The organism is Streptomyces curacoi (genome assembly GCF_001513975.1).
GTDB lineage: Bacteria > Actinomycetota > Actinomycetes > Streptomycetales > Streptomycetaceae > Streptomyces > Streptomyces curacoi.
Genome location: NZ_KQ947987.1, coordinates 749,236 through 770,615, shown reverse-complemented (window position 1 = coordinate 770,615; position 21,380 = coordinate 749,236). Strand labels below are relative to the sequence as shown.

The window sequence follows — 21,380 nt, the reverse complement described above, 5'->3', positions numbered from 1 at the left end:
ACAGCCAAATCCCCCAACAACACCCGCCACGACACCCCATCCACCACCAAATGATGCAAAACCACCAACAACCGACCGGTGGTGGGGAACCAGACCATGCGTGCCATCACGCCCGCGGCCGGGTCGAGTTCCGCGGCGGCGGCCCGGGCCTCCTCGGCCAGCCGTCGCCGCCAGTCCTCCCCGGCCGTGTCCCCCGCCCACCCGGCACGCCGGATCAGGCCGTCCGTGCGCAGGGGCTCGCCGGCCACCAGACCGGGCTCGGGTTCCCGGACCAGGCGGGACCGCAGGACGGCATGGTGCTCCAGCACCGCGGTCACGGTCGCGGTCAGTCCTGTCTCGTCGATGTCGGGCGGCAGGGTCAGCACCATGCTCTGCGCGAAGGCGGCGCAGTCCCCGCCCAGTCCGAGGACGTACCGCGCGATCGGCGACAGCGGCATCCACCCGGCGGCGCCACCGTCGAGCTCGGCCAGCTCCGCGCCACGGTCGCCGGCGGTGTCCGCGGCCGCGGCGAGGCGGGCGACGGTCCGGTGCTCGAACACCTGCCGAGGGTCGATACCAATGCCGGCCGCGCGAGCCCGTACCGCCACCTGGATGGAACGGATGCTCTCTCCGCCGGCGGCGAAGAAGTCGTCGTCCACGCCGACCCGGTCCAGCCCCAGCACCTCGGCGTAGATCGTGGCCAGGATCTCCTCGACCGCCGACTCCGGGGCGCGGTACGTCCCCGACGCCGTGTCGGACGCGGGCAGGGCCGCACGGTCCAGTTCGCCGGCGTCGGTCACCGGCAGCCGGTCCAGGACGACGAACGCGGCGGGCACCATGGGCTCCGGCAGCCGACCGGCCACGAACGCTCGCAGTTCCGCGGCGGAGAGGCCCGCCGTCAGGTCGACATCGGCGTCGCCGGTCGCCTGGGAGGCGGCGACCACGTATCCCACGAGCCGGGGTTCGCCCCGGACGTCCTCCCGCAGCAGGACGACGGCCCGTGCGACGCCCGGACAGGCCAGCAACGCCGCTTCGACCTCGGCCGGTTCGACGACGAGGCCGTCCACCCGCACGCGGGTGGCCGTCGTGCCGACGAACTCCAGCGCGCCGTCCGGGGTGCGGCGCGCCAGGTCTCCCGTGCGGTACATCCGCGCCCCGGGCGGCCCGAACGGGTCCGGCACGAACCGCTCGGCGGTCAGCCCGGCGTGTCCCCGGTAGCCGCGCGCCACCCCGGCACCGGCGACGTACACCTCGCCCACCGAGCCCGTTGGCATCGGGGTCAGTCCGGGGCCGAGGAGGTGCACATGCGCGAGCGGCGTGTCCGTGGCCGTCTCGGCGCTTCCGTGCAGGCCGGACAGCGTGAGGCCGGAGGGCAGGTGTGCGGTCCACTCGGCGATCCGTGCGGGGTCGGGGCGTGCGCCGGTGAGGAGCACGGTGCGCGGCCTGGCGCCCGGGCGGGCTGGTTCTGCCGCGCCGCGCGCGTGCGGCGTCAGCGCGCCGAGCGTGGCCGGTTGGAGGGTGAGCACGGTGACGGCGTCGTCGGTGACCAGTCCCCACAGTGCTTCGGGAGAGCGTCGTACCTCTTCCGGTACGACGACCGTGCGCCCGCCGTGCAGCAGAGCGCCCCACAGCTCCCACGCCGCGACGTCGGTCGCGGGTGAGTGGCTCCAGGCCCAGACGTCGTCCGGACCGGGGCCGCGGCCCTCGCCGTGGCCGGTGATCGACGCCACCAGGTTGCGATGGGTCAGGGCGACGCCGTGCGGATGCCCGTCGGGGCCGGACACGGGCAACAGCAGGGCCAGGCCCTCGGGGTGCGCGAGGTCGACGCCCGGCAGCCGCGCGCCCGTGTCCTCGTCCGGCGGGAGGAAAAGCCGCGGGATGCCGGCGGCGGGCAGCCGGCGCGCGCACGCCTCGTCGGTGAGCACCAGCCGCGGGGCCGCGTCGGCCAGGACGAGCGCGATCCGGTCGGCGGGGTGGGCGGGGTCGACCGGGAGGCAGGTGCCGCCGGCCTTGAGCACGGCCAGGGCTGCCACGGCCCACTCCGGGGAGCGCGGCAGGGCGATCGCCACGACGCTCTCCGGGACGACGCCCCAGTCTGCGAGGTGGCGGGCCAGGCGGTCGGCACGGGCGTTCAGCTCGCGGTAGGTCAGCTCCGCCGGGCCGTTGGTCACCGCGACGGCATCCGGCGTTTCAGCCACGCGGCGGGCGAACTCCCCGGTCAAAGTGGCCCGCGGCGCGGGTGGGAGGGCGGTGACCGGCGTGCCGGTGCGCTCGGCGGGGGTGCGGACATCGACGGCGCCCACGGGCACGGCCGGGTCGGCCACGACCTGGCGCAGCACCCGGACGTACCGGTCCGCGAGCTGCTCGACGGTGGACCGGTCGAACAGGTCGGTCGCGTATTCGATCCCGCCGCGCAGTCCCCGTCCCCGGTCGTCCGGCCCCACGTTGAACAGCAGGTCGAACTTCGATGTGCCGGTGGACGCGAAGGTCCACTCCGCGCGCACCCCGGCCAGGTCGAACCCGGGCAGCACGTCCTGCCAGGCGAACATCACCTGGAACAGGGGGTGGTGGCCGAGCGAGCGCTCCGGGTTGAGTTGCTCGACCAGCCGGTCGAACGGCGCGTCCTGGTTGTCGTAGGCGTCCAGCGCCTTCGCTCCGACCTGCGCCAGCACACGCTCGAATGGCTGGTGGGCGGAGAGCCGCACCCGCAGCACCCAGGTGTTGACGAAGAACCCGACCAGGTCCGCGAGGGCCTCGTCCGTGCGGCCGGCGATGGGCGAGCCGAGGGCGAGGTCGTCCCCGCAGCCCAGCTGGTGGAGCAGCACCGCGAGCGCCGTCTGCAGCACGATCGACGGCGTCACGCCCCGGTCTGCGGCCAACTGCCTCACCGAGGCGAGAAGTTCTGGTTCGACGCCGAAGTCGACGAGGCCGCCGCGGTGGCCGGCCACCGCCGGGCGCGGCCGGTCGGTCGGCAGCCGCATGGGTTGGGGCAGGCCCGCCAATTCTTTGCGCCAGTACGTCAGCTGGCGGTCCAGCAGGCCGTCCGTGCCGGGCCCGTCCGACAGCAACTGCCGCTGCCAGAGCGTGTAGTCGGCGTACTGCACGGGCAGATCGGGCCAGTCGGGGGCGGCACCGCGCAGCCGGGCGGCGTACGCCGTGGACAGGTCTCGTCCCAGCGGCAGGACGGATTCGCCGTCCGCGGCAATGTGGTGGAGCACCAGGACCAGTACGTGCTCCCGCGCGGAGAGGCGGAGCAGATCGGCGCGGACCGGCAGGTCGCGGGTGAGGTCGAACAGCCGGGCCGCCGACTCGGTCACCGCGGCGTCGAGCGTCTCCGGCCGGGCCGGCAGTACGGGTAGGTCGATCACCGCCTCGGCCACGGGGATCACGCGCTGGTGGGGCACACCGCGCTCGTCCTCGGCGATCACCGTGCGCAGTGCTTCGTGCCGGGTGACCACATCCCTCAGCGCGGCCGTGAGGGCGGCCGGGTCGAGCGGGCCGCTCAGCCGGAACACGGCGGGGATGTGGTAGACGGCCGACGGTTCCTCGAACCGGTGCAGGAACCACAGCCGTTGCTGTGCGTACGACAGCGGCACGCGGTCCGGACGCGGCGCGGGCCGCAGGGGCGGGCGGGCCGGCGCCTCGGCGTCCAGCCATCCGGCGAGTTCGGCAACCGTGGGCCCGGCGAAGACCACGCCGATGGAGATCTCGGCTCCCAGCTCGGCCCGGATGCGGTTCACCAGCCGGGTGACGAGCAGCGAATGGCCGCCGAGCAGGAAGAAGTTGTCGTCGACGCCGACCCGTGCCACGCCCGTAAGCTCGGAGAACAGCCGGGCGAGGGTCTGCTCGCGCGGGGTGCGGGGCGCCCGGTAACGCTCGTGGGCGAGCTCCGGGTCGGGCAGCGCGGCGCGGTCCAGTTTGCCGTTCCGGTTGACCGGCAGGCGGTCGAGCACGACGAAGGCCGCGGGCACCATGAACTCCGGCAGCCGGTCGGCCAGGAACCGGCGCAGATCGTCCACGGCCGGCGGCTCGGCCGCGACGGCGTACGCCACCAGTTGCATCCCGCCGCCCGCGCCCGGATCGTCGCGGGTGACGACGACGGCCTGGGAGACCTCGGGATGGGTTGCGAGGGTGGCCTCGATCTCGCCGGGCTCGATCCGGAAGCCGCGGATCTTGACCTGGTCGTCGGCGCGTCCGACGAACACCAGCTCCGCTTCGGCCGTCCACACCACGACGTCCCCGGTGCGGTACATCCGCTCGCCCGTCCCGCCGTACGGGCAGGCGACGAACCGCTCAGCGGTGAGCGCGCTCCGGCCCAGGTATCCGCGGGCCAGGCCGGATCCCGCCAGGTACAGCTCACCGGGGCAGCCGGGGGGCACCGGCCGCAGCGCGTCGTCCAGCACATAGGCGCGCGTGTTGTCCATCGGACGACCGATCGGGACGTCGTCGCCGGTGTCGCCGTCGGTGCCCACCGGGTGGCAGGTGGCGTAGACGGTCGTCTCGGTGGGGCCGTAGACGTGGACGAACGTCGTCGCCGGGCAGGCGCGCACCGCCTTGCGGACGGCGTCGGGACTCACCCGCTCGCCACCCGTCCACACCTGGTTCAACCCGGTGAAGCAGCAGGGGTCCTGCTCCACCAGGAGATTGAACAGGGCGGTCGTCAGGAACACCGCCGACAGGCCTTCACCGGCCACCAGGTCCGCGAGGGCCACACTGTCGAGGTCCCCGGGCGGTGCCACGACGACCCGTCCGCCGTGCGCCAACGGCACCCAGAGCTCGTACGTCGACGCGTCGAAGACATGCGGCGACCGCAGCAGCACCCGCTCCTGGCCGGACTCCCACCGCTGGTCCAGCACCAGGTCGACGACGCTTCGGTGGGTGACGCCGATGCCCTTGGGCACGCCGGTCGATCCGGACGTGTACATCACGTAGGCGAGCCGGTCGACCGGACCCTCCTCGCTGATCGTCCCGTCCGGCAGGGGGCCCAGGCGGTCCAGGACGACGGACGGGCAGACACCGTCGTCGACGACGCCGGCGTGCGCGGTGGTGGTGAGGGTCAGCACGGGTCGCGCGTCGCGGACCATACGGGCCACCCGCTCGGGCGGGTAGTCGGGATCGATCGGCAGATAGGCGCCGCCCGCCTTGAGGACCGCCAGCAGCGCGACCACCAGATCCGACGACCTGGGCAGCACCACCGCCACCAGCGAGTCCGGGGTGACGCCGCGCCGTTTCAGCTCGGCACCGAGTCGGTCCGAACGTTCCTGGAGTTCCCGATGGCTGAGCGAGGTGTCGCCGTCGACCACGGCGACCGCGTCGGGCGTGGCGCGGGCCTGCCGCCGCACCAGGTCCGGGACGGTGCGCTCGGGGGTCGGCGCGACCGTGTCGTTGACCTCGGTGACCAGCAGGTGGCGATGGTCCGCCCGGATCATGTCGAGCCGGCCGACGGGCACGTCGGGCCGCTCCACCACGGCACGGACGAACTGGACCAGTTCCTCGGCGAGCAGCCGCAGTTCGGCGGCGCCGTAGAGGGACGGCGGGGCGTCCAGTCGGATGTTGAGGTCTCCGCCGTCGCGGCCGTCGTGGTAGGTGGAGACTGTCAGCTCGTCGACGGTGCCCCATGCCCCGCTGTACAGGTGTGCCCGGCTGCCCGCGAAGTCGAGTGCGGTGACGTACGGGATCACGTTGACCAGGACTCCGAACGGGCTGCGGGTGGTCCCGACCGCGCCCGTGCCCCGCTGAATGTCACTCAGATGGTGCCGTGCGTGGGCGAACACCACCCGGCGCTCCGCCGCCACGGCCGCGCCGATCTCCCCGAAGGTCGCCGCGAGGGGGACCCGGACCCGGATGGGCACCACGTTCATGGTCAGTCCGGGGGCCCGCTGCACAGCCTCGTCCCGGTTCTTCGTACTGAGCGAGAACACCAGTTCGCCCAGTCCGCACCGCCGGCCGAGGTAGGCGGCCGTGGCCGCCGCGAGAAACGCCGGCATGCGCAGGCCCAGGTCTTCGGCCGCCTTCTCCCACTGCGAGGCCTCGCTGCCGGGGACAGTCACGACGCGGCTCACCACGCCGATGGCCTCGCTCAGGCCGGCCCAACGGTCCGCCGGCCCGGTCCGCTCCGCCAGGCCGGGGCTCAGCAGCCGCGAGGCGGTGGCGCCGAGACGTGGCAGTCGGGCCGGTGCGGTGCCCTCCGCCAAGTAGTCCTGCCAGAACCGCGCGTCGTCGGCGTACTGCTGCGACGTGCGGTAGCGCCGGTCGGCGTCCACGATCGCCTCGGCACCGTCGAACCGCGCCTCGGGCACCGGCCGTCCGCTGACGAGCGCGGTGTAGATCTCCGCCGTGCGCCCGGACAGCAGGGACATCACGCCGTAGCCGTCGGCCACCACATGGTGGAACACCTGGACCAGGAAGTGGCGGGCGGGGGCGAGGCGGATCACGCCGACGCGGTAGAGGACATCGCGGGACAGGTCGAAGGGGCGGCCGATCAGGTCGGCCAAGAACGCGTAGGCGGACGCTTCGGGATCCGGTCGGGTGCTGACGTCGTGCAGGAAGGGGCGCAGCCGACCGGGCTCGCCGATCACCTGCCCAAGCGCGTCCTGCTGCTCCACGAAATTGACGAGCGTGGCATCGGCCTCGTGGAACACCCGCCGAATCGCGGCTTCCAGCACGCCCGGATCGAGATCACCGGAGATTTCCCAGAGCATCGACGCATTGTTGGAAAACTCCGGAGCCATTTTCTGGGCAAGCCACAGTCCTTGCTGAGCCGACGACACGCCAAACGAACGCAAGGTTCTTCCCCCTCGTTCACTTCAATTTCCGGATGGGCGCGGAAACGCGCATTTCTCACTCTCAGCCGCGCGCACCCGGTGGTCAATAACGGAACAGCGGAGTACGACTCCGCCGGACGTTTCCTGTCCTGCCGGCAGGACAATTCACAGACCGACGTGGATCCCGATCTGGCAGGGCACCGAGGCCGGCCACATCCCGAACGGTGCCGCCTGACCTGAACCCCCCGCCCGGCCCTCCAGTGCGGCGCGGACGGTCTCCGCGTCCTGCGGGCCGAGAATGATCTCGAACTGGGCTCCCTGTCCGGACGGATCGCCGTCGGAGCCCAGTTCGATGTGGAACGAGACCTCACGGTCGGCGCCCAGACTTATCGTCAGTGACCCGTCGACCACACCGGGAACCGCCGTGGGGCGGGTGTCGCCATACCTCATCGCGTGCTTCCTCTCGCGAGCAGGGGACTGCCGTGCCGGAGTCCGTGCTGTTCCATGGCGGTCACCAGCCGGGGGACGGCGTCCCGCCAGTCCGCCACCACGCCGACGTCGACCGCCTCGAACAGCGGAGCCGTGGAATCGCTGTTGATCCCCAGGACCAGACCGGCTCCGCGCGCTCCGGCCATGTTGGCGAACTTGCCGCTGGTCCCGATCGCGACGTACAACCGCGGTGCCACGCTGCGGCCGGTCACTCCGATCTGGCGGGCCCGGGGCTGCCATCCCTGGTCGGTGACCTTGCGGGTCGCCGCGAGCTCGGCGCCCAGTGCGTGGCGCAGGGGGTCCAGCAGTGGATAGTCCTCGGGTGGCACGGCCGCTCCCAGGCATACCACCGCCGGAGCGACCTCCAGGGCCTCGAGGTCGTCGTCGAACTCGCGGACGGCGCCGCGCGCCGCCCCGCGGCGGACCACGAGCAGGTCCGGTGCCCGCCTGGCGACGGCGGCACGCGGCGCGAGCAGCCGCAGCGTGCCCCCGCGGACCGTTGCGAACCGGGTGGTGGACCGGCAGGTCACCGCGGCGACGAGGCCGCCGCTGAAGGCCGGTTTCCAGCAGACCAGTTCGCCCTGCGGGTTCGTCACCACGTCGACGGCGTCACCCACCAGCCCGGCCCCGAGCCGAGCGGCGACACGTCCGGCGATCTCACGTCCCCACATGGTCGAAGGGGCCAGGACCGCCCAGGGATGGCGGGCGGAACACCACGCGGCGAGCCCCTCGGCGATGTCCTGCTCGGCATCCGAACCGGAGATCGTGGCAACCACGTCGGCGCCCCACGACCCCGCGAGCGTCGGGGACAGCGGGGCCGGCCCGAGGGAGGTGACGATTCTGCCGGTGGCCGCCGCCAGCAGTGCGGCGCGCCCCAGCAGCTCCCGGGTGAGCCGGTCACGGCCGGGTTCGGCCAGCACGACGATGTCGCCGGCGGAGGGGTCCCCGGACGGCTGGGGCACCGGGAGCAGCGGCGGCTCGGGGTCGGTGTCGAAGGCGCCGAGTTCGGCCAGCTTCACAACCGCCCGCTCCACCTGGGCATCCACATCGCCGTCGAACCGAAGCCGCAGGCGGGTGCTGTCGAGCCGGCGGCTGGCGCCCACCACCGTCATGCTCGCCGCGTCACCCCACGGCCCCGGCCCCAGCTCGGTCGCGTTCAGGCGGCTGATGCGGCCGGCGCGCACGTCGGCGCGTTCGGCGGGGGCGGCCTTGGCCGGGTGGATCAGCCGCTCGGCGCAGGTGAGCAGCGCGGGCAAGGGCAGTTCGGTCCGCAGCCAGCCGTCGTCGTGTTCGCAGCGCACCACGAGCATGGTGTCCTTCAGGGTCAGCTCGCGCACCCCGGCCGCCATGGGCAGGTCGAGCAGCTCGGCGATCTGCGCGGGCGTCTGGCCCGTCTCCGCGTCGACCGAGTTGCGTCCGCACAGCACGAGGTCGAACGGGCCCAGTCGGACCAGTGCCGCCGCGAGGGCGCGCGCGGTGGCCAGGGTGTCACTGCCGGCGAAGGCCTCGTCGCTGATCAGCACGCCGTGCACGGCGCCGCAGGCGACGGCCTCACGCAGGCAGTCCTCGGCGGCCGGCGGCCCCAGAGTGAGGACGACGCACTCGCCGCCGGACTCGCGGGCGAGGTGCACCCCCTGGGCGACGGCACGCCGGCAGTAGGGGTTCATTTCCAGCTGGTGCCCGGTCCGCTCCAGCCTGCGGTCGCCGCCCAGCCGCAGGCTCTCGAAGTTCGGCACCTGCTTGACGAGAACCGCGATCCTCAACGGACGTACCACAGTCACTCCCCCATTCGTCTTCTGCGGGAACGCCCGGGAGCCCGCCGCCTCGTGAGCAACGGGCTCCCGGTTCCGGTCAGGCCGATATGAGTTCGGTCGCCGGCCTGCCGGAGGTCAGCAGCGCGGAGTCGAGGACGTCCCACAGAGCGACGAGCGAGTCGAGGAACGCGTCGACTCCTTCGAGGACGAGGGCCTCGTTCTGCTCGTTCAGCACGGAGCCGACCGCTGCGACCGCGTTCTTCTCGTGCTGCTGCTCGGCACCGATCTCGCCCCAGTGCTCGAGCAGGTAGTGCATTTCCGCGTCCTCCAGTTCGGCGCCGTAGTGGCCGGCGTCGACGAGCGCGGTCTTCTCACCCGGGATCAGATGACGGTTGGAGATCATCTCCAGGGCCAGCGCGGTGCCGAGGTTGCGCAGCGTGGAGTCCCGGTCGACCTGCTGACGGCCGTCGAACACGGCCCGGGCCCGGCGGGTCTGGGCGAGCAGCCCGGTCTTCGGGTCGTAGCCGGGCAGGTTCCGCAGGAGCCGGTCGGAGAACTCCTTGAGCCCCTGCTCGACCAGCTCCTGGTCGTAGAGGTCGCCGAAGACAGTGTGCCCGGCGGCCCGGTTGACGATGTAGCCGGCCATCGTGGCGAGTTCGGGAGCGTGGTTCTCCTCGCTCTCGATGATCTCCTGGAGCAGGTCGCTCTCCTTGGAGAGCTTGTGCATCGCCAGCGCCTGGGGGAACTTGCCGCCCGGGCGGGTGGCGTCGCAGAAGTTGCGGATCTGGTGGAAGAGCGCCCCCACCACCGTGCTCTCCGGTCGGACTTCGGCCCAGTGCTCGAAGATCGGGTGCTGGTAGCAGCGGTGACCGCGGATGCGGTCGACGAGGTCGTCGATGGTGACGGGCATGGCGTAGCACTCCTCTTGGCGAAAGGTGGTCGGGTTCCTGATCGGCACCGCGCGGGAGAGTCCGGGCAGTCGATTCCGCAGCGACCTGCCCCTCAAGGCTTCACCGGTCCGGGTCACCCGAGGAAAGTCGAGGGCTAATGGCCCGACGTGGCTGGCCCGGCGAAATCGGAGACTGATTGTCGCGTCATGAAAGAAGGCGGCTCGACGAGCCTAGCGGATTTTGCGGGTAATGGACCCTCAGCAGTGTCTCTGCCGCTGGGTCGTCCCGTCGACAGGACAGAGAAATGCCGGTCCCGGCCCCCCGTCCAGGACTCAGGGGCGCCATTCTCGGGCGCCCGTCGGAAAATGAGGCGGTAGCATCGCCGACATGACATCCCAGCTTTCCCAGGACGCAGTTCGCGATCTCTCGAATCCGCATCCCGAGGAGGAATTGGCCGGCACGTGGAACACGCGCCCTCCGACTTGGACGGGCATGAAGGTATTGGTCGTCGAGGAGCAGGAGGTGATCCGTCGCGGGCTGCTCGCCCTCCTGTCGACGATCCCGGAGGTGTCCGCCACCACCGTCGCACACATACCCGCCCGGGACGACCGGATGTCCACGGACTTCGACGTCGCGCTGATCTCCACCTCGGCGCTGATGAGCGCGGAACGTGCCGGACGTGCCGTGGAACACCTGCGGCCGGTGATCGTGATAGTCCCCGCGGCCGAACCGCACTTGTTCGAGACAGCGACGCGCCGGCCGGCCGACGGCTATGTCATGCAGGCCGAACTCACTTCTCGCTCACTGCGCACCGCGCTCGTACAGGTGCGGGAGGGCCAACTGGCCGTTCCCGACACCGTGGCCGCGTATCTGCTCAGCCGCTCCCGCGGCACCAGTTCCGTACTGCTGCCTCAGCTCTACCACCTGAGCTCACGCGGTGCCGAGGTGCTGGCACTGCTGGTCGCCGGGGCGAGCAACAAGGAGATCGCCGGCCGGTTGGGCATCTCCATCCACGGGGTGAAGCGCCATGTCTCGGCGCTGCTCAGCCAGTTCCACTCACCCAACCGGGTCCATCTCGTCTCCCTGGTACTGCAGTCCGGCGTGCTCTCCGCGGGAGACCTCCCCGGTACGTTTCCGGCCACGGCCACGGCAGCGGCCGGGGCCACCACTACGGCACCCGCACGTCGGCCGTGACCGCCGCGAGGTCCTCGACCAGGGCACCGATGACCTGGTCCACCTGGTCCCGGATGAAGAAGTGATCCCCGGGGAAGCGTCTGACCCCCAGGAACCTGCCGGCGTGGCGAGCCCAGCTCCCCATCTCCCCGACCGGGGTCACGGTGTCGGCGACACCGCCCATGGCGCGGACCGGCACCTCCATCGGCGGCCCGTCGGGCTCGTACGCGTAGGTCCGGCACAGCCGGAAGTCGGCCCGCAGCACCGGCAGCGTGAAGGCCAGTACCTCAGGGTCCGCCAGCACCTCCGGCGGAACACCGCCGAGTCGGCCGAGCACGTCGACGAACCGGTCGTCCGGTGCGGCCGGGTCGGGCAGGCGCTCCTGCGGTGTGCCCTCCACCAGCCAGGAGGCCGACACATAGAGCACGGGCGGGGCCAGTCGGCGGCGCTCCACGGCGCGGATCAGCTGGTGGGCGAGGAGCGCGCCCATGCTGTGCCCGAACAGCACGTAGGGCGGCCGCAGTTCGGGGCCGAGCCCGGCGGCCAGCCGGTCCGCTGCCGTGACGCAGTCGGTGAACGCCGGCTCGGGATGCCACGCGTGCCGGCCCGGGAGCCGGACCGCCCGCAGCTCGATGCCGGGTGGCAGGCGGTCCGCCCACGCCCGGAACATCGTCGCGTCCCCGCCGGCGCACGGCAGGCAGTACAGCCGTACCGCGGCAGCCGGACGGGGAGCGTAGACGGAGAACCAGGGCGACGGCACCTCAGCCGCGCCCGCCGGCCCCGTCGATGGCCCGGGCCAGGCTGCCGAGCCTCGGGTCCTCATAAAGCGTGTCGGGCGACAGGACATCGGCGCCGAACCTCTTCTCGACGCGCTGCAGCAGTTTGATCGCGGTGAGCGACGTGCCCCCGGCCTCGAAGAAGTCGTCCCCGGACCGGATGTCCGGGCGTCCGAGCAGGTCGCGCCACATCTGCGCGAGTACCGACTCGGTGGGGGTCATCGTCTCCACGGCGCTCTGGTGGGTCGCTTCGCTCATCGGGTGAACTCTCCTGACGTCGCTGGCGATGAATGCGCGGTGAGCAGCGCGCGGCGATCGATCTTTCCGTTGGGCGTCAACGGGAAGCGCTCACACAGGTGGATCTGCGCCGGGACCATGTACCGCGGTAGCTTGGCCGCCAGGTGCTGACGGAAGCCGTCCGGCGAGGCGTCGGGCCCGGCCGGCACGACGAACGCCACCAGGGACTTGTCGCCCCGGTTGTCGCGTACGGCGACGCAGCTCTGCTGCACCAGCGGGTGGCGGTTCAGGTGGTGGGTGATCTCGCCGAGCTCGATGCGGAAACTGTTGATCTTGACCTGGTCGTCCCGTCGGCCTTCGAAGACCACGTCTCCGCCGGGCAGCAGCCGGCCCAGGTCGCCGGTCCGGTAGAGGCGCTCGGTCACTCCTGCGATGTCACGGTGGACGAAGGCCGCCTCCGTCAGATCGGGCCGGCCGAGGTAGCCGACCGCCAGGCCGTCGCCCGCCAGGCAGATCTCCCCTGTCTCGCCTGGCTCGCAGAGCCTGCGCGCATCGTCGGCGAGCAGATAGAGCCGGGTGTTCTGGATGGGTCGGCCGATCGGCAGCGGCGCGTCCTGGCGCGGGGGCTCGTCGACCGGGTAGTGGGTCGCGATGCAGGTGCACTCGGTGGGCCCGTAGAGGTTGACCACCCGGCCGCGGCCGTAGGTCCGCACCGCCTTCGCCATGTGCCGGTGCGAGTGGGCCTCGCCGCCGCTGGTGATGGTCGCCACCGTCTCCAGCGCCTCCGGGGCCTCGTCCACGACCGAGTTGAACAGGGCCGTGGTGAGCAGCAGGATGTTGACGCCGCCCTCCTTGATGACCCGGTCGAGGCGGGAGAGCTGGACGAACTCGGCGGGGTACATCACGGACGTCCCGCCGTTGAGCAGGGCGGCCCAGATCTCCCACGTGGCGATGTCGAAGGTCACCGGCGTCACCTGCAGCACACGGCTGTTCTCGTCCAGCGGCCCGTAGCTGGCGCCGTGCACCAGCCGCACGATGCCCCGGTGCAGGATGGGTACGCCCTTGGCGCGGCCGGTCGAGCCGGAGGTGAAGTTGATGCAGGCGACGCTGTCGGGGCCGGCCGGGCACTCGGGGTCGGCGTCGACCGGTACCAGCGTCCGTTCGGCGACCTCCCGCACCCGGCACCCGGCTCCGTCGAGCCGCTGTGCCAGCGCGCCGGGCCGGTCACTGAGCACCCGGTCGCAGCCGGCGTCCAAGAGCACGGCACGCAGGCGCTCGTCCGGCCACTCCGGGTCCACCGGCACATATGTTCCGCCGCACTTGAGCACCGCGACCAACGCGACGAGCATCTCGGGTGACCGGGCCACACACACCGCTACGGGCGTGCCCAGCCGCACACCGTCGTCGCGCAGTTCGCGCGCCAACCCGTTCGCGAGGCGGTTGAGTTCGCGATAGGTGAGCGTACGGCCCTCCTGCACGACGGCCACGGCGTCCGGGCGGCGGCCGACCCAGTGCACGAACCGCTCCACCACGCTGCTGTCGCGTGGATAGGGCGTCGTCGTCCGGTTGATCTCCCGGTGCACGGCCAGTGCCGCTTCGGAACAGGCCACCGCCGGGGCGCCAGGCGCTTCGGTCTTCATCGCACCTCGAAGGGCGTGCCGTTGACCGTGCGGTCGACGAAGCGGTTGTGCCCGAACTCGTCCTTGCCGGAGACGAGTACACAGCCCCACTTCTCCAGGCTGACCTCGACTCCGTACTCCGCGAGGGTGTCCTGGTACGGATAGACCCGCACCGGCGTGGGCACGTACCGCGCGGTGAAGCCGAGGCGCATCTGGTCGGTCAGGCCGCTGTGCGGATGCGAGGCGTGCATGAGCGTCGACCAGAACATGATGGCCTGGCCCTGGCGCATGACCATGGACTCGGCCTTGGACTCGTCGGGGCTCCAGTTCGGGTCCTTCTGCAGCTGCCGGTAGTCGTAGCCGTAGAAGCCGCGCCTGACGCCGTTCTTGACGCTCTGGTTGATGCGGTCGGCGTCGTACTCGATGACCTTGTTCTCGTCGTAGTTCATCGTCTTGTGCGAGCCCGGGATGAACTGGAGGCAGCCGTTGTCGAGCGTGGAGTCCGTGAAGGCCGTCCACACGGTGAGGGCACCGCCGAAGCTCGCGTCCTGCGGCCAGACGATCTGCGGGTGCTTCCCCACGTTGGCGAAGTTGTCCGCCTGGTGCCAGTCGGTCCCCTCGTCGCCGGGATACTTGGGGAAGAACTCCGTACGCCAGCACAGTGCGTCGGCCCCCAGCACGCTGGTCACCCGGTCGACGATCTCCGGCCGGGTGATGTGCCGGGCCAGGAAGTCGACGTCCAGGTGCCGGTCGTAGCTGGCCAGGTTGGTCGTGCCGGACAGCGCGTCGCCTTGGTGGTAGACGCCCTGCCGACTGTCGATGAGCTTGGGCCGCATGGCCTGCAGCGCCCGCTCCATCTCCTCGGGTCCGTACACGTCGAACGGACCGATGAAACCATCGCGCTGGAATTGCTCGAGTTCTCGTTCGCTCAATGCGTAGTTGACGGCCGCGCCGACGGCATTCGCCATGTGGCATCACCCTTCCAGGACTCTTCGCAGTGTGAGCGTTCTCCCGCGCCGGCTTGGGTGCCCCCGAAACAACGCAAGGTCCACCGCATTCCACGCCGCGTGCTCCGAGCCTAGGGCGCGCCTCGGTGCGGCGAGAAGAGTCCTTGGGACGCCGAACGGTGCGCACGAAAGGGGTAGCCGATCGGCTACCTCCAGTGGGAAATGCCGACGCGGGCGCACGACTTGGGGACATTCCCCCGGGAGTCTCTTACGCCGGGCTGGAATTCCGTGTCAAACTGTCGGTTGGTGCGACGAGTTGCGATGTGCGCCCGCCGGAAGGCGGCTCCATCATCCGGAGTTTTCTCGCAGAACAGCGGCAGGAATGGGAGATGAGCATGAGCGGAAACCCCTTCGACGATGACGACGGGCGTTTCTTCGTCCTGGTGAACGACGAGGAGCAGCACTCCCTGTGGCCGACCTTCGCCGAGGTCCCTGCCGGCTGGCGGGTCGTCTTCGGCGAGGCCGGCCGCCAGGAGTGCCTCGAATACATCGAGGCCAACTGGACCGACCTGCGGCCGAAGAGCCTTCGGGACGCCATGGCCGCCGGTCAGGTGGCGACCGGCAGTGCCTAGCAGATCCGGGCAGACACAAGGGCGGGTCCGGGCGCTCTGGGAGCGCCCGGACCCGCCCTTTGCGCGCCGAATCGGCCCGCGTACGGATCCTCCGCGTGTTCGAGCCGGTCCGAGGGAGCGGATCAGCGGGACTTGCCGGCGGGTTCCGCGGATATCGGCTCATCGAGCTCACGCTGGATGCGGCGTCGGCTGACGATGGACTCGGCGATCTCACCGCTGCGTACCGCGATGTTGGACAGGAGTGACGACGACAGCCCGTGGGTGTGCTCCGTCCCGCCCTGCAGATAGACAGCGCCCGGCAGTTCGGGGCCGGCCATCAGCCGGTAGTCGCGGTCGACCCGGTGGCGGCCGGCCTCGTCCCGCAGGCAGTACTGGTCGAGCTCGCCCAGCAGGCCGGTGGGCTCCATCGCGTGGTAGCCGGTGGCGAACACGCAGAGGTCGACTTCGAGTTCCCGTGTCTCGCCGTTCATGAGCAGGACGCGGGTGTCGTCTCCGGACCGCTTGACCTCGCTGACCCGGGTCAGATTGAGGAAGTGCAGTCGCCTTGTGCCGCGGACGTCCTCTTCGTACGACCGGCGGTAGAGGTCCCTGATCACGTCGTCGTCGACGACCGAGTAGTTGGTGTTCTTGTGGTAGTCCCAGAACGCCTGACGCGTCCGGTCGGTGCCGAAGTAGTAGTCGTCCACCGCGTTCGGATCGAACACCTGGTTGGCGAAGGGTGTGTCGTCGGCGAGGGAGTACCCGTACGACGGGATGATCGAATGGACCTGGGCCTCAGGCACCGAGTCATGGAGGAACCGCGTGATCTCGGCCGCGCTCTGCCCCGCTCCCACCACCGCGACGGACCTGAGGCCGGCCCGGCCCAACCGGCGGAAGCCGGTCAGGAACTGCGAACTGTGCCAGACCCGGTCGTCACAGGGCACGCCTTCGGGCATGCGGGGGACCAGGCCGGTCGAAACGACCACATTGCGCGCGCGGACCGATCGCCGTGCCCGGTCCGCTTCCCCGCGTATCTCCACCTCCAGGTACGGGGGCACACCGGGGCCCGAACCCTCCCCCGGGCGGCTCAGGCCGACGACCTGCGCACCGTAGGAGACGCGATCGCCGAAGTTCGACGCCACCCATTCCAGGTACTGGTGGAACTCCTGCCGGGTGGGGAAGAACGTCTGGTTGTTGACAAAGCTCGCCAGCCGGCCCGAAGCGTGCAGGTACGAGACGAAGCTGTACCGGGACGCCGGATTACGGAAAGTGGCAATGTCCTTGAGGAAGGGTATCTGCATCGTCGTGGCGGGAAGCAGCATGTTCCGGTGCCATCCGAACTTCTCCTGCCGTTCGAGGAAAACCGCCGTGACCGGCTCGTCGGGCGTGTGGACATTGTGCTCTTCGAGGGCTACAGCCAGCGACAGGTTGGACGGCCCGAACCCGATGCCGACCACGTCGTACACTTCAGCCGCACGAGCACCCATGGGTAACCTCCCGTCGGCGCTGCCGCAGCAGACAGCCGCATTCGTGATGGGTCAGTTCTCTTGCCCGGTGGATCCGGGTCGGAAATGCGCCGCCGGGTCTCGCTGATTTACCGCGGAAAGGATCGGCTTCGTCCATGGGCGGCCGAACGGGGCTGGGTTCGGAATTCAGATGTACCGGAGCACCCGACGTCAATCTAGAACGCACACTTCGCCCTTTCAAGGGGCCTGGATTGTGGAACGTTGTCCCGCTGACAGGACGACGGCGCACGCCGGGACCGTCAGACGCCTTTCTCGACGCTCTGCTGGGATATCGGTGCCGGCACCAACTCCTGCTGAACGCGTAGGCGTTGCAGCAGCGGTCCCGTCATGAGGGTGGTGACCAGGGCCATGACGACCATCGCGCTGAACACCCGGCCGTCCAGCACACCCAGCCCGAGACCCACGTTGAGGATGACCAGTTCCGTCAGGCCGCGGGCGTTGAGCAGGACGCCGAGCGCCAGCGACTCACGCCCCGACGCTCCCGACAGCCGGGCGGACGTGGCGGCTCCGGCGAACTTGCCCACGCAGGCCACCACGATGACGGCGAGGGTCATGAGGACGCCGTGTCCGCCGAGCCCGCCGAGGTCCACCGACAGCCCGGTCACGGTGAAGAAGACGGGCAGCAGGAAGAGACTGGTCTGCTCGATGCGCTCGGCGACCTCGGGAGCCTGCGCCTCGATGTGGTCGCGTGGCACCGCGGCGCCGAAGGCGAAGGCGCCGAACACGGCGTGCAGCCCAATCTCGTTGGTCGCCCAGGCGGACAGCAGGACGCCGGTGACGAGCAGGGCGTGGATGAGGGCACTGCCGGCCGCCCACCGCCGCTCCGGGGCCAGCAGCCAGCGCAGGCCCGGACGCACGAGGCAGACCAGGCAGATCAGGAACACACCCGATTCCAGCAGCATCCGCACCAGCGGCCAGGGGCCACTCGCGGTCGCGATGACGACGATGACGGCCAGCACGCACCAGGCGAGGAAGTCCTGGATGGCGGCGCAGGCCAAGGACAGGGCGCCGATACGGCTGCGCTGCATGCCGCCCTCGGAGAGGATCCGGGCCAGCACCGGAAACGCGGTGATCGACATCGCCGCCCCGAGGAAGAGCGCCGGGGCCAGCACGCCATCGGTGCTCAGCTGCGACTTGTCGTACCAGGGGTACAGGAGCACCGCCAGTCCCGCGCCCAGTACGAACGGCAGCGCCACGGAACTGAGCGACACCAGGGTGACCTGGCGGCCGGCGCCTCGCAGCCGACGGAAGTCCAGCTCGTAGCCGATGCCGAACATGAAGAGCACCAGCCCGAGTTGGGACAGGGCCTGGAGGATCGGCCGTGTGCCCGCCGGAAACAGCTCTTCGGTGAGGTTGCCCGGCAGGAGCCCCAGCAGGCTCGGCCCCAGCGCCAGACCGGCGATGATCTCTCCCATGACCGCCGGCTGGCGAACCCTTTTGGCAAGCCGGGCAAAAACGAATGCCGCGGCGAGAATCATGGCCAGCCCGGCGAGCATGTCACCGGTCACGGCGTCGCCGGAGCGGGCGGCTGCAAAAGTGACATCCAATGCCCTCACCCTCCCCCGTTCCAAACAAAACAAGTGATAATTTCCACCAGTCCCTTTGGGTACCTGGTGACCGACGGAGACCCGGAACGCGCCGGACATTCCTGCTTCATCCGGCGACCATAATCGCCGTTGCAGTCCATGGCGATACTTCCCTGTCCCGGCGACAGGACAACGGGAGATCGCGATCCAGTGCTCCGGCCATCTGTTACGGTACGCCGGGCGCGGAAACAACAAGACCATCAGAGGTATATTCACAGCGGTGTATTCGCAAGGAAGGGACTACCGCCATGTACGTTCCCCGCCCATATCGCGAACCGAACGGCACCTGGATGGTCGACCTGATACACAGGAATCCGTTGGCGTTACTGACGACCAATGGGGCCACCGATGGTGAGCCGTTCGCCACGCATCTACCCGTCATTCAGGACCCGGAAATGACCGGGAACTGGACCGCCGATCTTTCAGGCGGTCTGCTGCTCGGACACATGAATGTGCAGAATCCCCACTGGTCGGCGCTCCGGGACGGCGACCCGGTCCTATTGGTCTTCACCGGCCCGCACGCCTATGTCTCGCCGACGGTGTACGAGAAAACCCCGGCCGCACCCACGTGGAACTTCACGTCCGTCCATGTTCACGGCACGGCCGAAAAGATTGACTCGCCGGAGGATACACTGCACGTCGTGCAATCCACGGTCCGGGCCTTCGAGGCGGAATTCGGCGCCGACTGGAACATGACGGATTCGGTCGACTACTTCCGCAGGATCCTCCCCGGCGTCGGGGCGTTCCGCGTCCGGGTGTCCGGCGCCGATGGCATGTTCAAGCTCAGCCAGGAACAGGAGCCCGAGATCCGCGACCGGGTACGGAAGTCGTTCGCCGGGCGCGAGTGCAGTCTCCACCGGGAGACCGCGGATCTCATGGAGCGACTGCAGTAGGAGCGCCCCGGTCGGTCCCGACCTGCGGTGGGACCGACCACGGCACCCGGGGGTCAGACGCCGGCCTCGGGCCGGTCCGCCAGGGCCTTCAGATCCTCCAGGGTCCGTTCGGCCGCGTGGTCGAGCGTCGTCGTGACCCATTTCTCGAAGTCGATGCCGGAACGTTCCGCCGCTTTGTGCCAGCGCCGAAAACGATTGTCGGGAACCTCCAGGCGACGGGTCACATGGGACGGCTCCTTTCCGCTCGGTTCGTTCTCGCGCGCCCTCTGGATGGCACTGCGCAGCTGCTTTGTGGTCCAGTTCCCCTGCTCGGCGCTGTCGAGCCAGCACTCCTGCTGGTCCACCGTCAGTGAGGCCACTTCGGCGTGGTGCTGGAAGCTCAGCCGGGAGCGCCGCCGACCGAACTCGAACCGCCGGGAAACCCAGGCGTAGTTGCGCAGCGTCTGGTACTTCAGCCCGGCCGCACGAATGCCACGCTCGTACCGGTCCGCGTAATTGTCCTTTCCATACACAAGCCAGTCGCCGAGCCACCAGGCGGAGGAGTCGACGATGCCGGCCAGGGTACGACCGGCCCGCTCCCAGGTGTCAAAATTCAGGCCGGCGGGTATCTGCAGGCCGACCCGCGTCGTTAATACTTCGCCTCCCTGCGGCATGGCATGCGTCAGTCGACGGTTTCCACGTCCGGACGCTGTCGGTCTTGCGGACAGCCCGACACCGGGCGGGTTCATGTTGTGGACAGTGTTCATGACCGTTTCTCCAGGTGACCGTTGAATCGAGCCGGCAAGGATTGATGTGTACTGCTGCTCTTCGAACTGGATTTGGGCGGTCGATACCTGAGTAATTCTTCCTGGTCGCGGGGGATCAACAGCTCGGCGGGAGATCCCGCCAGGGACCCCTGACACACGCGGTTTCTTACCTCATTCACAACCAGATGCACGGATCCGGCCATGCTGCCGCCGCTCCAAGGCGAGTCCCCCTCGGGGTCGACGCAAGTCAAACCCAGCAAGCGCAGCGGCAGCAAGGAACGCACTGTTACCCACGGAGACTTTTGAATGTTTATACACGGCCGTCGACACGAAGTCTGAGGTCGTTCCGGCCGCGCCCAGCTGGTTTTCTCAACCTTTGAGAGCAGGCCAATGCCGACTCGCGGTCCCCTCGCGAGCGGCTGCCGGCCGGGACTGCACCCCTGTCACAGCTGTCTCAAACGAGCCGCTGGGAGATCGGTTCCACTTGCACGGAGTCCTGTGCCTGCGATGCTTGGCCAAGGGTTCCGACGCGACCGGTCGATCCAGGAAGGGTGACGGCATGAGGCAGGCGAGAAGCAATCCGATGCAGGTCAGGACCGCCTTTCGCCCGCCGCCGCGGAGCCGTGCGCAGCGCCGGGCCCGCGGAACGACCCCCACCAGGCACCGCACAGCCCCATGACGGTGATGACACAAATTTGTGTCATTTCAGCCATGGCTGCTATCGTGCACGTGTGCCGCATGACACACAGTTGATCTTCGCTGATCACCTCGGCCGCTTCTACGCGCGCCAGTACGGCTTTCCACCGATGGCCGGCCGCCTGCTCGGTTATCTCTTCGTCTGCGATCCGCCGCAGCAGACGATCGACGAACTGAGCGAGGCACTGCTGGCCAGCCGTAGCGCCATCACGGGCGCGGTCAAACTGCTCGAGAGTTATCGGATGGCACGGCGCACCCGGGCTGCCGGAGAGCGAGTGGACCGGGTGAGTCTTAACCCGGTGAGCCAGCAGCCCCAGCACTTCGACTCCGCCGTCCACAAGGAGCACGCGGAGCTGTTCCGTGAGGGGTTGGCGTTGCTCGCCGATGCTCCCCCGGAGCGTCGTGCGCCACTGGAGGAGATGATCGCTCTGGCCGAGTTCCTGGCCGCCCGCCTGCCCGCGCTCCTGGACGAGTGGCACACCCACCGCGACCAGCTTCGGGCGTCGATGAGCCAGCCCACTTCGACCGGATAGGCGGGACCCTGCGGGGGCACGCCGGCCAGGCCGACCGGGTCTGGTCAAGACCAGGGGAGAGCATCCGTCATGACCGATTCCGACCTGTCCGACCTGCGTGAACGAGCCGCCGAAGGCGACACCTCCGCGGTCGATGAGCTGATCGAACTCGCCGCGGAGAA

Annotated in this window: 16 protein-coding genes; 5 read left to right on the top strand and 11 right to left on the bottom strand. The window is 69.9% G+C overall.

Annotated elements, in window-relative coordinates; genetic code table 11:
• The 4 genes from AQI70_RS16720 to AQI70_RS16705 all read right to left on the bottom strand — a co-directional run.
• Positions 1-6,710, bottom strand: a 6,710-nt coding sequence (locus tag AQI70_RS16720; protein ID WP_159042675.1) for a non-ribosomal peptide synthetase, incomplete at its 3' end; no start/stop codon positions are given.
• Between the two features lie 198 nt (positions 6,711-6,908).
• Positions 6,909-7,193, bottom strand: coding sequence for a hypothetical protein (locus tag AQI70_RS16715; protein ID WP_062149994.1), 285 nt, complete (start codon positions 7,191-7,193; stop codon positions 6,909-6,911).
• A complete protein-coding gene (locus AQI70_RS16710) occupies positions 7,190-9,013 on the bottom strand; it encodes an FAD-binding protein (protein WP_159042674.1) in 1,824 nt (607 codons plus the stop codon). The genes AQI70_RS16715 and AQI70_RS16710 overlap by 4 nt, the downstream gene beginning before the upstream one ends.
• Positions 9,014-9,083: 70 nt before the next feature.
• Positions 9,084-9,896, bottom strand: coding sequence for a hypothetical protein (locus AQI70_RS16705; protein WP_062149987.1), 813 nt, complete (start codon positions 9,894-9,896; stop codon positions 9,084-9,086).
• Positions 9,897-10,368: 472 nt separating this feature from the next.
• Here AQI70_RS16705 and AQI70_RS16700 point away from each other — a divergent pair, with 472 nt between their 5' ends.
• On the top strand, positions 10,369-11,070 hold the full coding sequence (locus AQI70_RS16700; RefSeq protein WP_159042673.1) for a helix-turn-helix transcriptional regulator: 702 nt from the start codon (positions 10,369-10,371) through the stop codon (positions 11,068-11,070).
• Here AQI70_RS16700 and AQI70_RS16695 read toward each other — a convergent pair.
• The 4 genes from AQI70_RS16695 to AQI70_RS16680 are packed head-to-tail and all read right to left on the bottom strand — an operon-like array spanning position 11,045 to position 14,649.
• Positions 11,045-11,809, bottom strand: a complete 765-nt coding sequence (locus AQI70_RS16695; protein ID WP_062149981.1) for a thioesterase II family protein — start codon at positions 11,807-11,809, stop codon at positions 11,045-11,047. The two genes, AQI70_RS16700 and AQI70_RS16695, sit on opposite strands and share 26 nt — an antisense overlap.
• A gap of 1 nt (position 11,810) precedes the next feature.
• On the bottom strand, positions 11,811-12,083 hold the full coding sequence (locus AQI70_RS16690; protein WP_062149978.1) for a phosphopantetheine-binding protein: 273 nt from the start codon (positions 12,081-12,083) through the stop codon (positions 11,811-11,813).
• Complete coding sequence (locus AQI70_RS16685; RefSeq protein ID WP_062149975.1) at positions 12,080-13,702, bottom strand: amino acid adenylation domain-containing protein; 1,623 nt, start codon at positions 13,700-13,702, stop codon at positions 12,080-12,082. The genes AQI70_RS16690 and AQI70_RS16685 overlap by 4 nt, the downstream gene beginning before the upstream one ends.
• A complete protein-coding gene (locus AQI70_RS16680; RefSeq protein ID WP_062149972.1) occupies positions 13,699-14,649 on the bottom strand; it encodes a chlorinating enzyme in 951 nt (316 codons plus the stop codon). The genes AQI70_RS16685 and AQI70_RS16680 overlap by 4 nt, the downstream gene beginning before the upstream one ends.
• Positions 14,650-15,023: 374 nt before the next feature.
• Between AQI70_RS16680 and AQI70_RS16675 the strand changes: the two genes are divergently transcribed.
• Positions 15,024-15,260 carry an MbtH family protein gene (locus tag AQI70_RS16675; RefSeq protein WP_062150114.1) on the top strand — a complete coding sequence of 79 codons (237 nt, stop codon included), beginning with the start codon at positions 15,024-15,026 and terminating at the stop codon, positions 15,258-15,260.
• 122 nt (positions 15,261-15,382) lie between these two features.
• On the opposite strand, the gene AQI70_RS16670 is transcribed toward AQI70_RS16675, so the two are convergent.
• Both AQI70_RS16670 and AQI70_RS16665 read right to left on the bottom strand, forming a co-directional pair.
• On the bottom strand, positions 15,383-16,726 hold the full coding sequence (locus AQI70_RS16670) for a lysine N(6)-hydroxylase/L-ornithine N(5)-oxygenase family protein (protein WP_062149969.1): 1,344 nt from the start codon (positions 16,724-16,726) through the stop codon (positions 15,383-15,385).
• A gap of 278 nt (positions 16,727-17,004) precedes the next feature.
• Positions 17,005-18,180, bottom strand: a complete 1,176-nt coding sequence (locus AQI70_RS16665; RefSeq protein WP_341845954.1) for a cation:proton antiporter — start codon at positions 18,178-18,180, stop codon at positions 17,005-17,007.
• Here AQI70_RS16665 and AQI70_RS40180 point away from each other — a divergent pair.
• Both AQI70_RS40180 and AQI70_RS16660 read left to right on the top strand, forming a co-directional pair.
• A complete protein-coding gene (locus AQI70_RS40180; RefSeq protein WP_244181684.1) occupies positions 18,179-18,349 on the top strand; it encodes a hypothetical protein in 171 nt (56 codons plus the stop codon). The genes AQI70_RS16665 and AQI70_RS40180 overlap by 2 nt on opposite strands.
• Before the next feature lie 250 nt (positions 18,350-18,599).
• Positions 18,600-19,244: an FMN-binding negative transcriptional regulator gene (locus tag AQI70_RS16660; RefSeq protein ID WP_062149963.1), complete on the top strand. Its 645-nt coding sequence runs from the start codon at positions 18,600-18,602 to the stop codon at positions 19,242-19,244.
• Positions 19,245-19,297: 53 nt separating this feature from the next.
• On the opposite strand, the gene AQI70_RS16655 is transcribed toward AQI70_RS16660, so the two are convergent.
• The gene (locus tag AQI70_RS16655; RefSeq protein ID WP_244181665.1) at positions 19,298-19,972 is read right to left on the bottom strand and encodes an LmbU family transcriptional regulator; all 675 of its coding nucleotides are present in this window, start codon (positions 19,970-19,972) and stop codon (positions 19,298-19,300) included.
• Positions 19,973-20,721: 749 nt separating this feature from the next.
• On the opposite strand from AQI70_RS16655, the gene AQI70_RS16650 reads away from it, so the two are divergent.
• The gene (locus tag AQI70_RS16650; RefSeq protein ID WP_062149957.1) at positions 20,722-21,219 is read left to right on the top strand and encodes a GbsR/MarR family transcriptional regulator; all 498 of its coding nucleotides are present in this window, start codon (positions 20,722-20,724) and stop codon (positions 21,217-21,219) included.
• The last annotated feature ends 161 nt before the right edge of the window (positions 21,220-21,380 follow it).

What these genes read in the sequence shown, in the direction of transcription:
- AQI70_RS16680 (WP_062149972.1), bottom strand. Translation starts at nt 14,649, where the DNA reads ATGGCGAATGCCGTCGGCGCGGCCGTCAACTACGCATTGAGCGAACGA.
- AQI70_RS16665 (WP_341845954.1), bottom strand. Translation starts at nt 18,180, where the DNA reads ATGGGAGAGATCATCGCCGGTCTGGCGCTGGGGCCGAGCCTGCTGGGG.
- AQI70_RS16685 (WP_062149975.1), bottom strand. Translation starts at nt 13,702, where the DNA reads ATGAAGACCGAAGCGCCTGGCGCCCCGGCGGTGGCCTGTTCCGAAGCG.
- AQI70_RS16655 (WP_244181665.1), bottom strand. Translation starts at nt 19,972, where the DNA reads ATGAACCCGCCCGGTGTCGGGCTGTCCGCAAGACCGACAGCGTCCGGA.
- AQI70_RS16705 (WP_062149987.1), bottom strand. Translation starts at nt 9,896, where the DNA reads ATGCCCGTCACCATCGACGACCTCGTCGACCGCATCCGCGGTCACCGC.
- AQI70_RS16670 (WP_062149969.1), bottom strand. Translation starts at nt 16,726, where the DNA reads ATGGGTGCTCGTGCGGCTGAAGTGTACGACGTGGTCGGCATCGGGTTC.
- AQI70_RS16660 (WP_062149963.1), top strand. Translation starts at nt 18,600, where the DNA reads ATGTACGTTCCCCGCCCATATCGCGAACCGAACGGCACCTGGATGGTC.
- AQI70_RS16690 (WP_062149978.1), bottom strand. Translation starts at nt 12,083, where the DNA reads ATGAGCGAAGCGACCCACCAGAGCGCCGTGGAGACGATGACCCCCACC.
- AQI70_RS16675 (WP_062150114.1), top strand. Translation starts at nt 15,024, where the DNA reads ATGAGCGGAAACCCCTTCGACGATGACGACGGGCGTTTCTTCGTCCTG.
- AQI70_RS40180 (WP_244181684.1), top strand. Translation starts at nt 18,179, where the DNA reads ATGACCGCCGGCTGGCGAACCCTTTTGGCAAGCCGGGCAAAAACGAAT.
- AQI70_RS16700 (WP_159042673.1), top strand. Translation starts at nt 10,369, where the DNA reads ATGAAGGTATTGGTCGTCGAGGAGCAGGAGGTGATCCGTCGCGGGCTG.
- AQI70_RS16715 (WP_062149994.1), bottom strand. Translation starts at nt 7,193, where the DNA reads ATGAGGTATGGCGACACCCGCCCCACGGCGGTTCCCGGTGTGGTCGAC.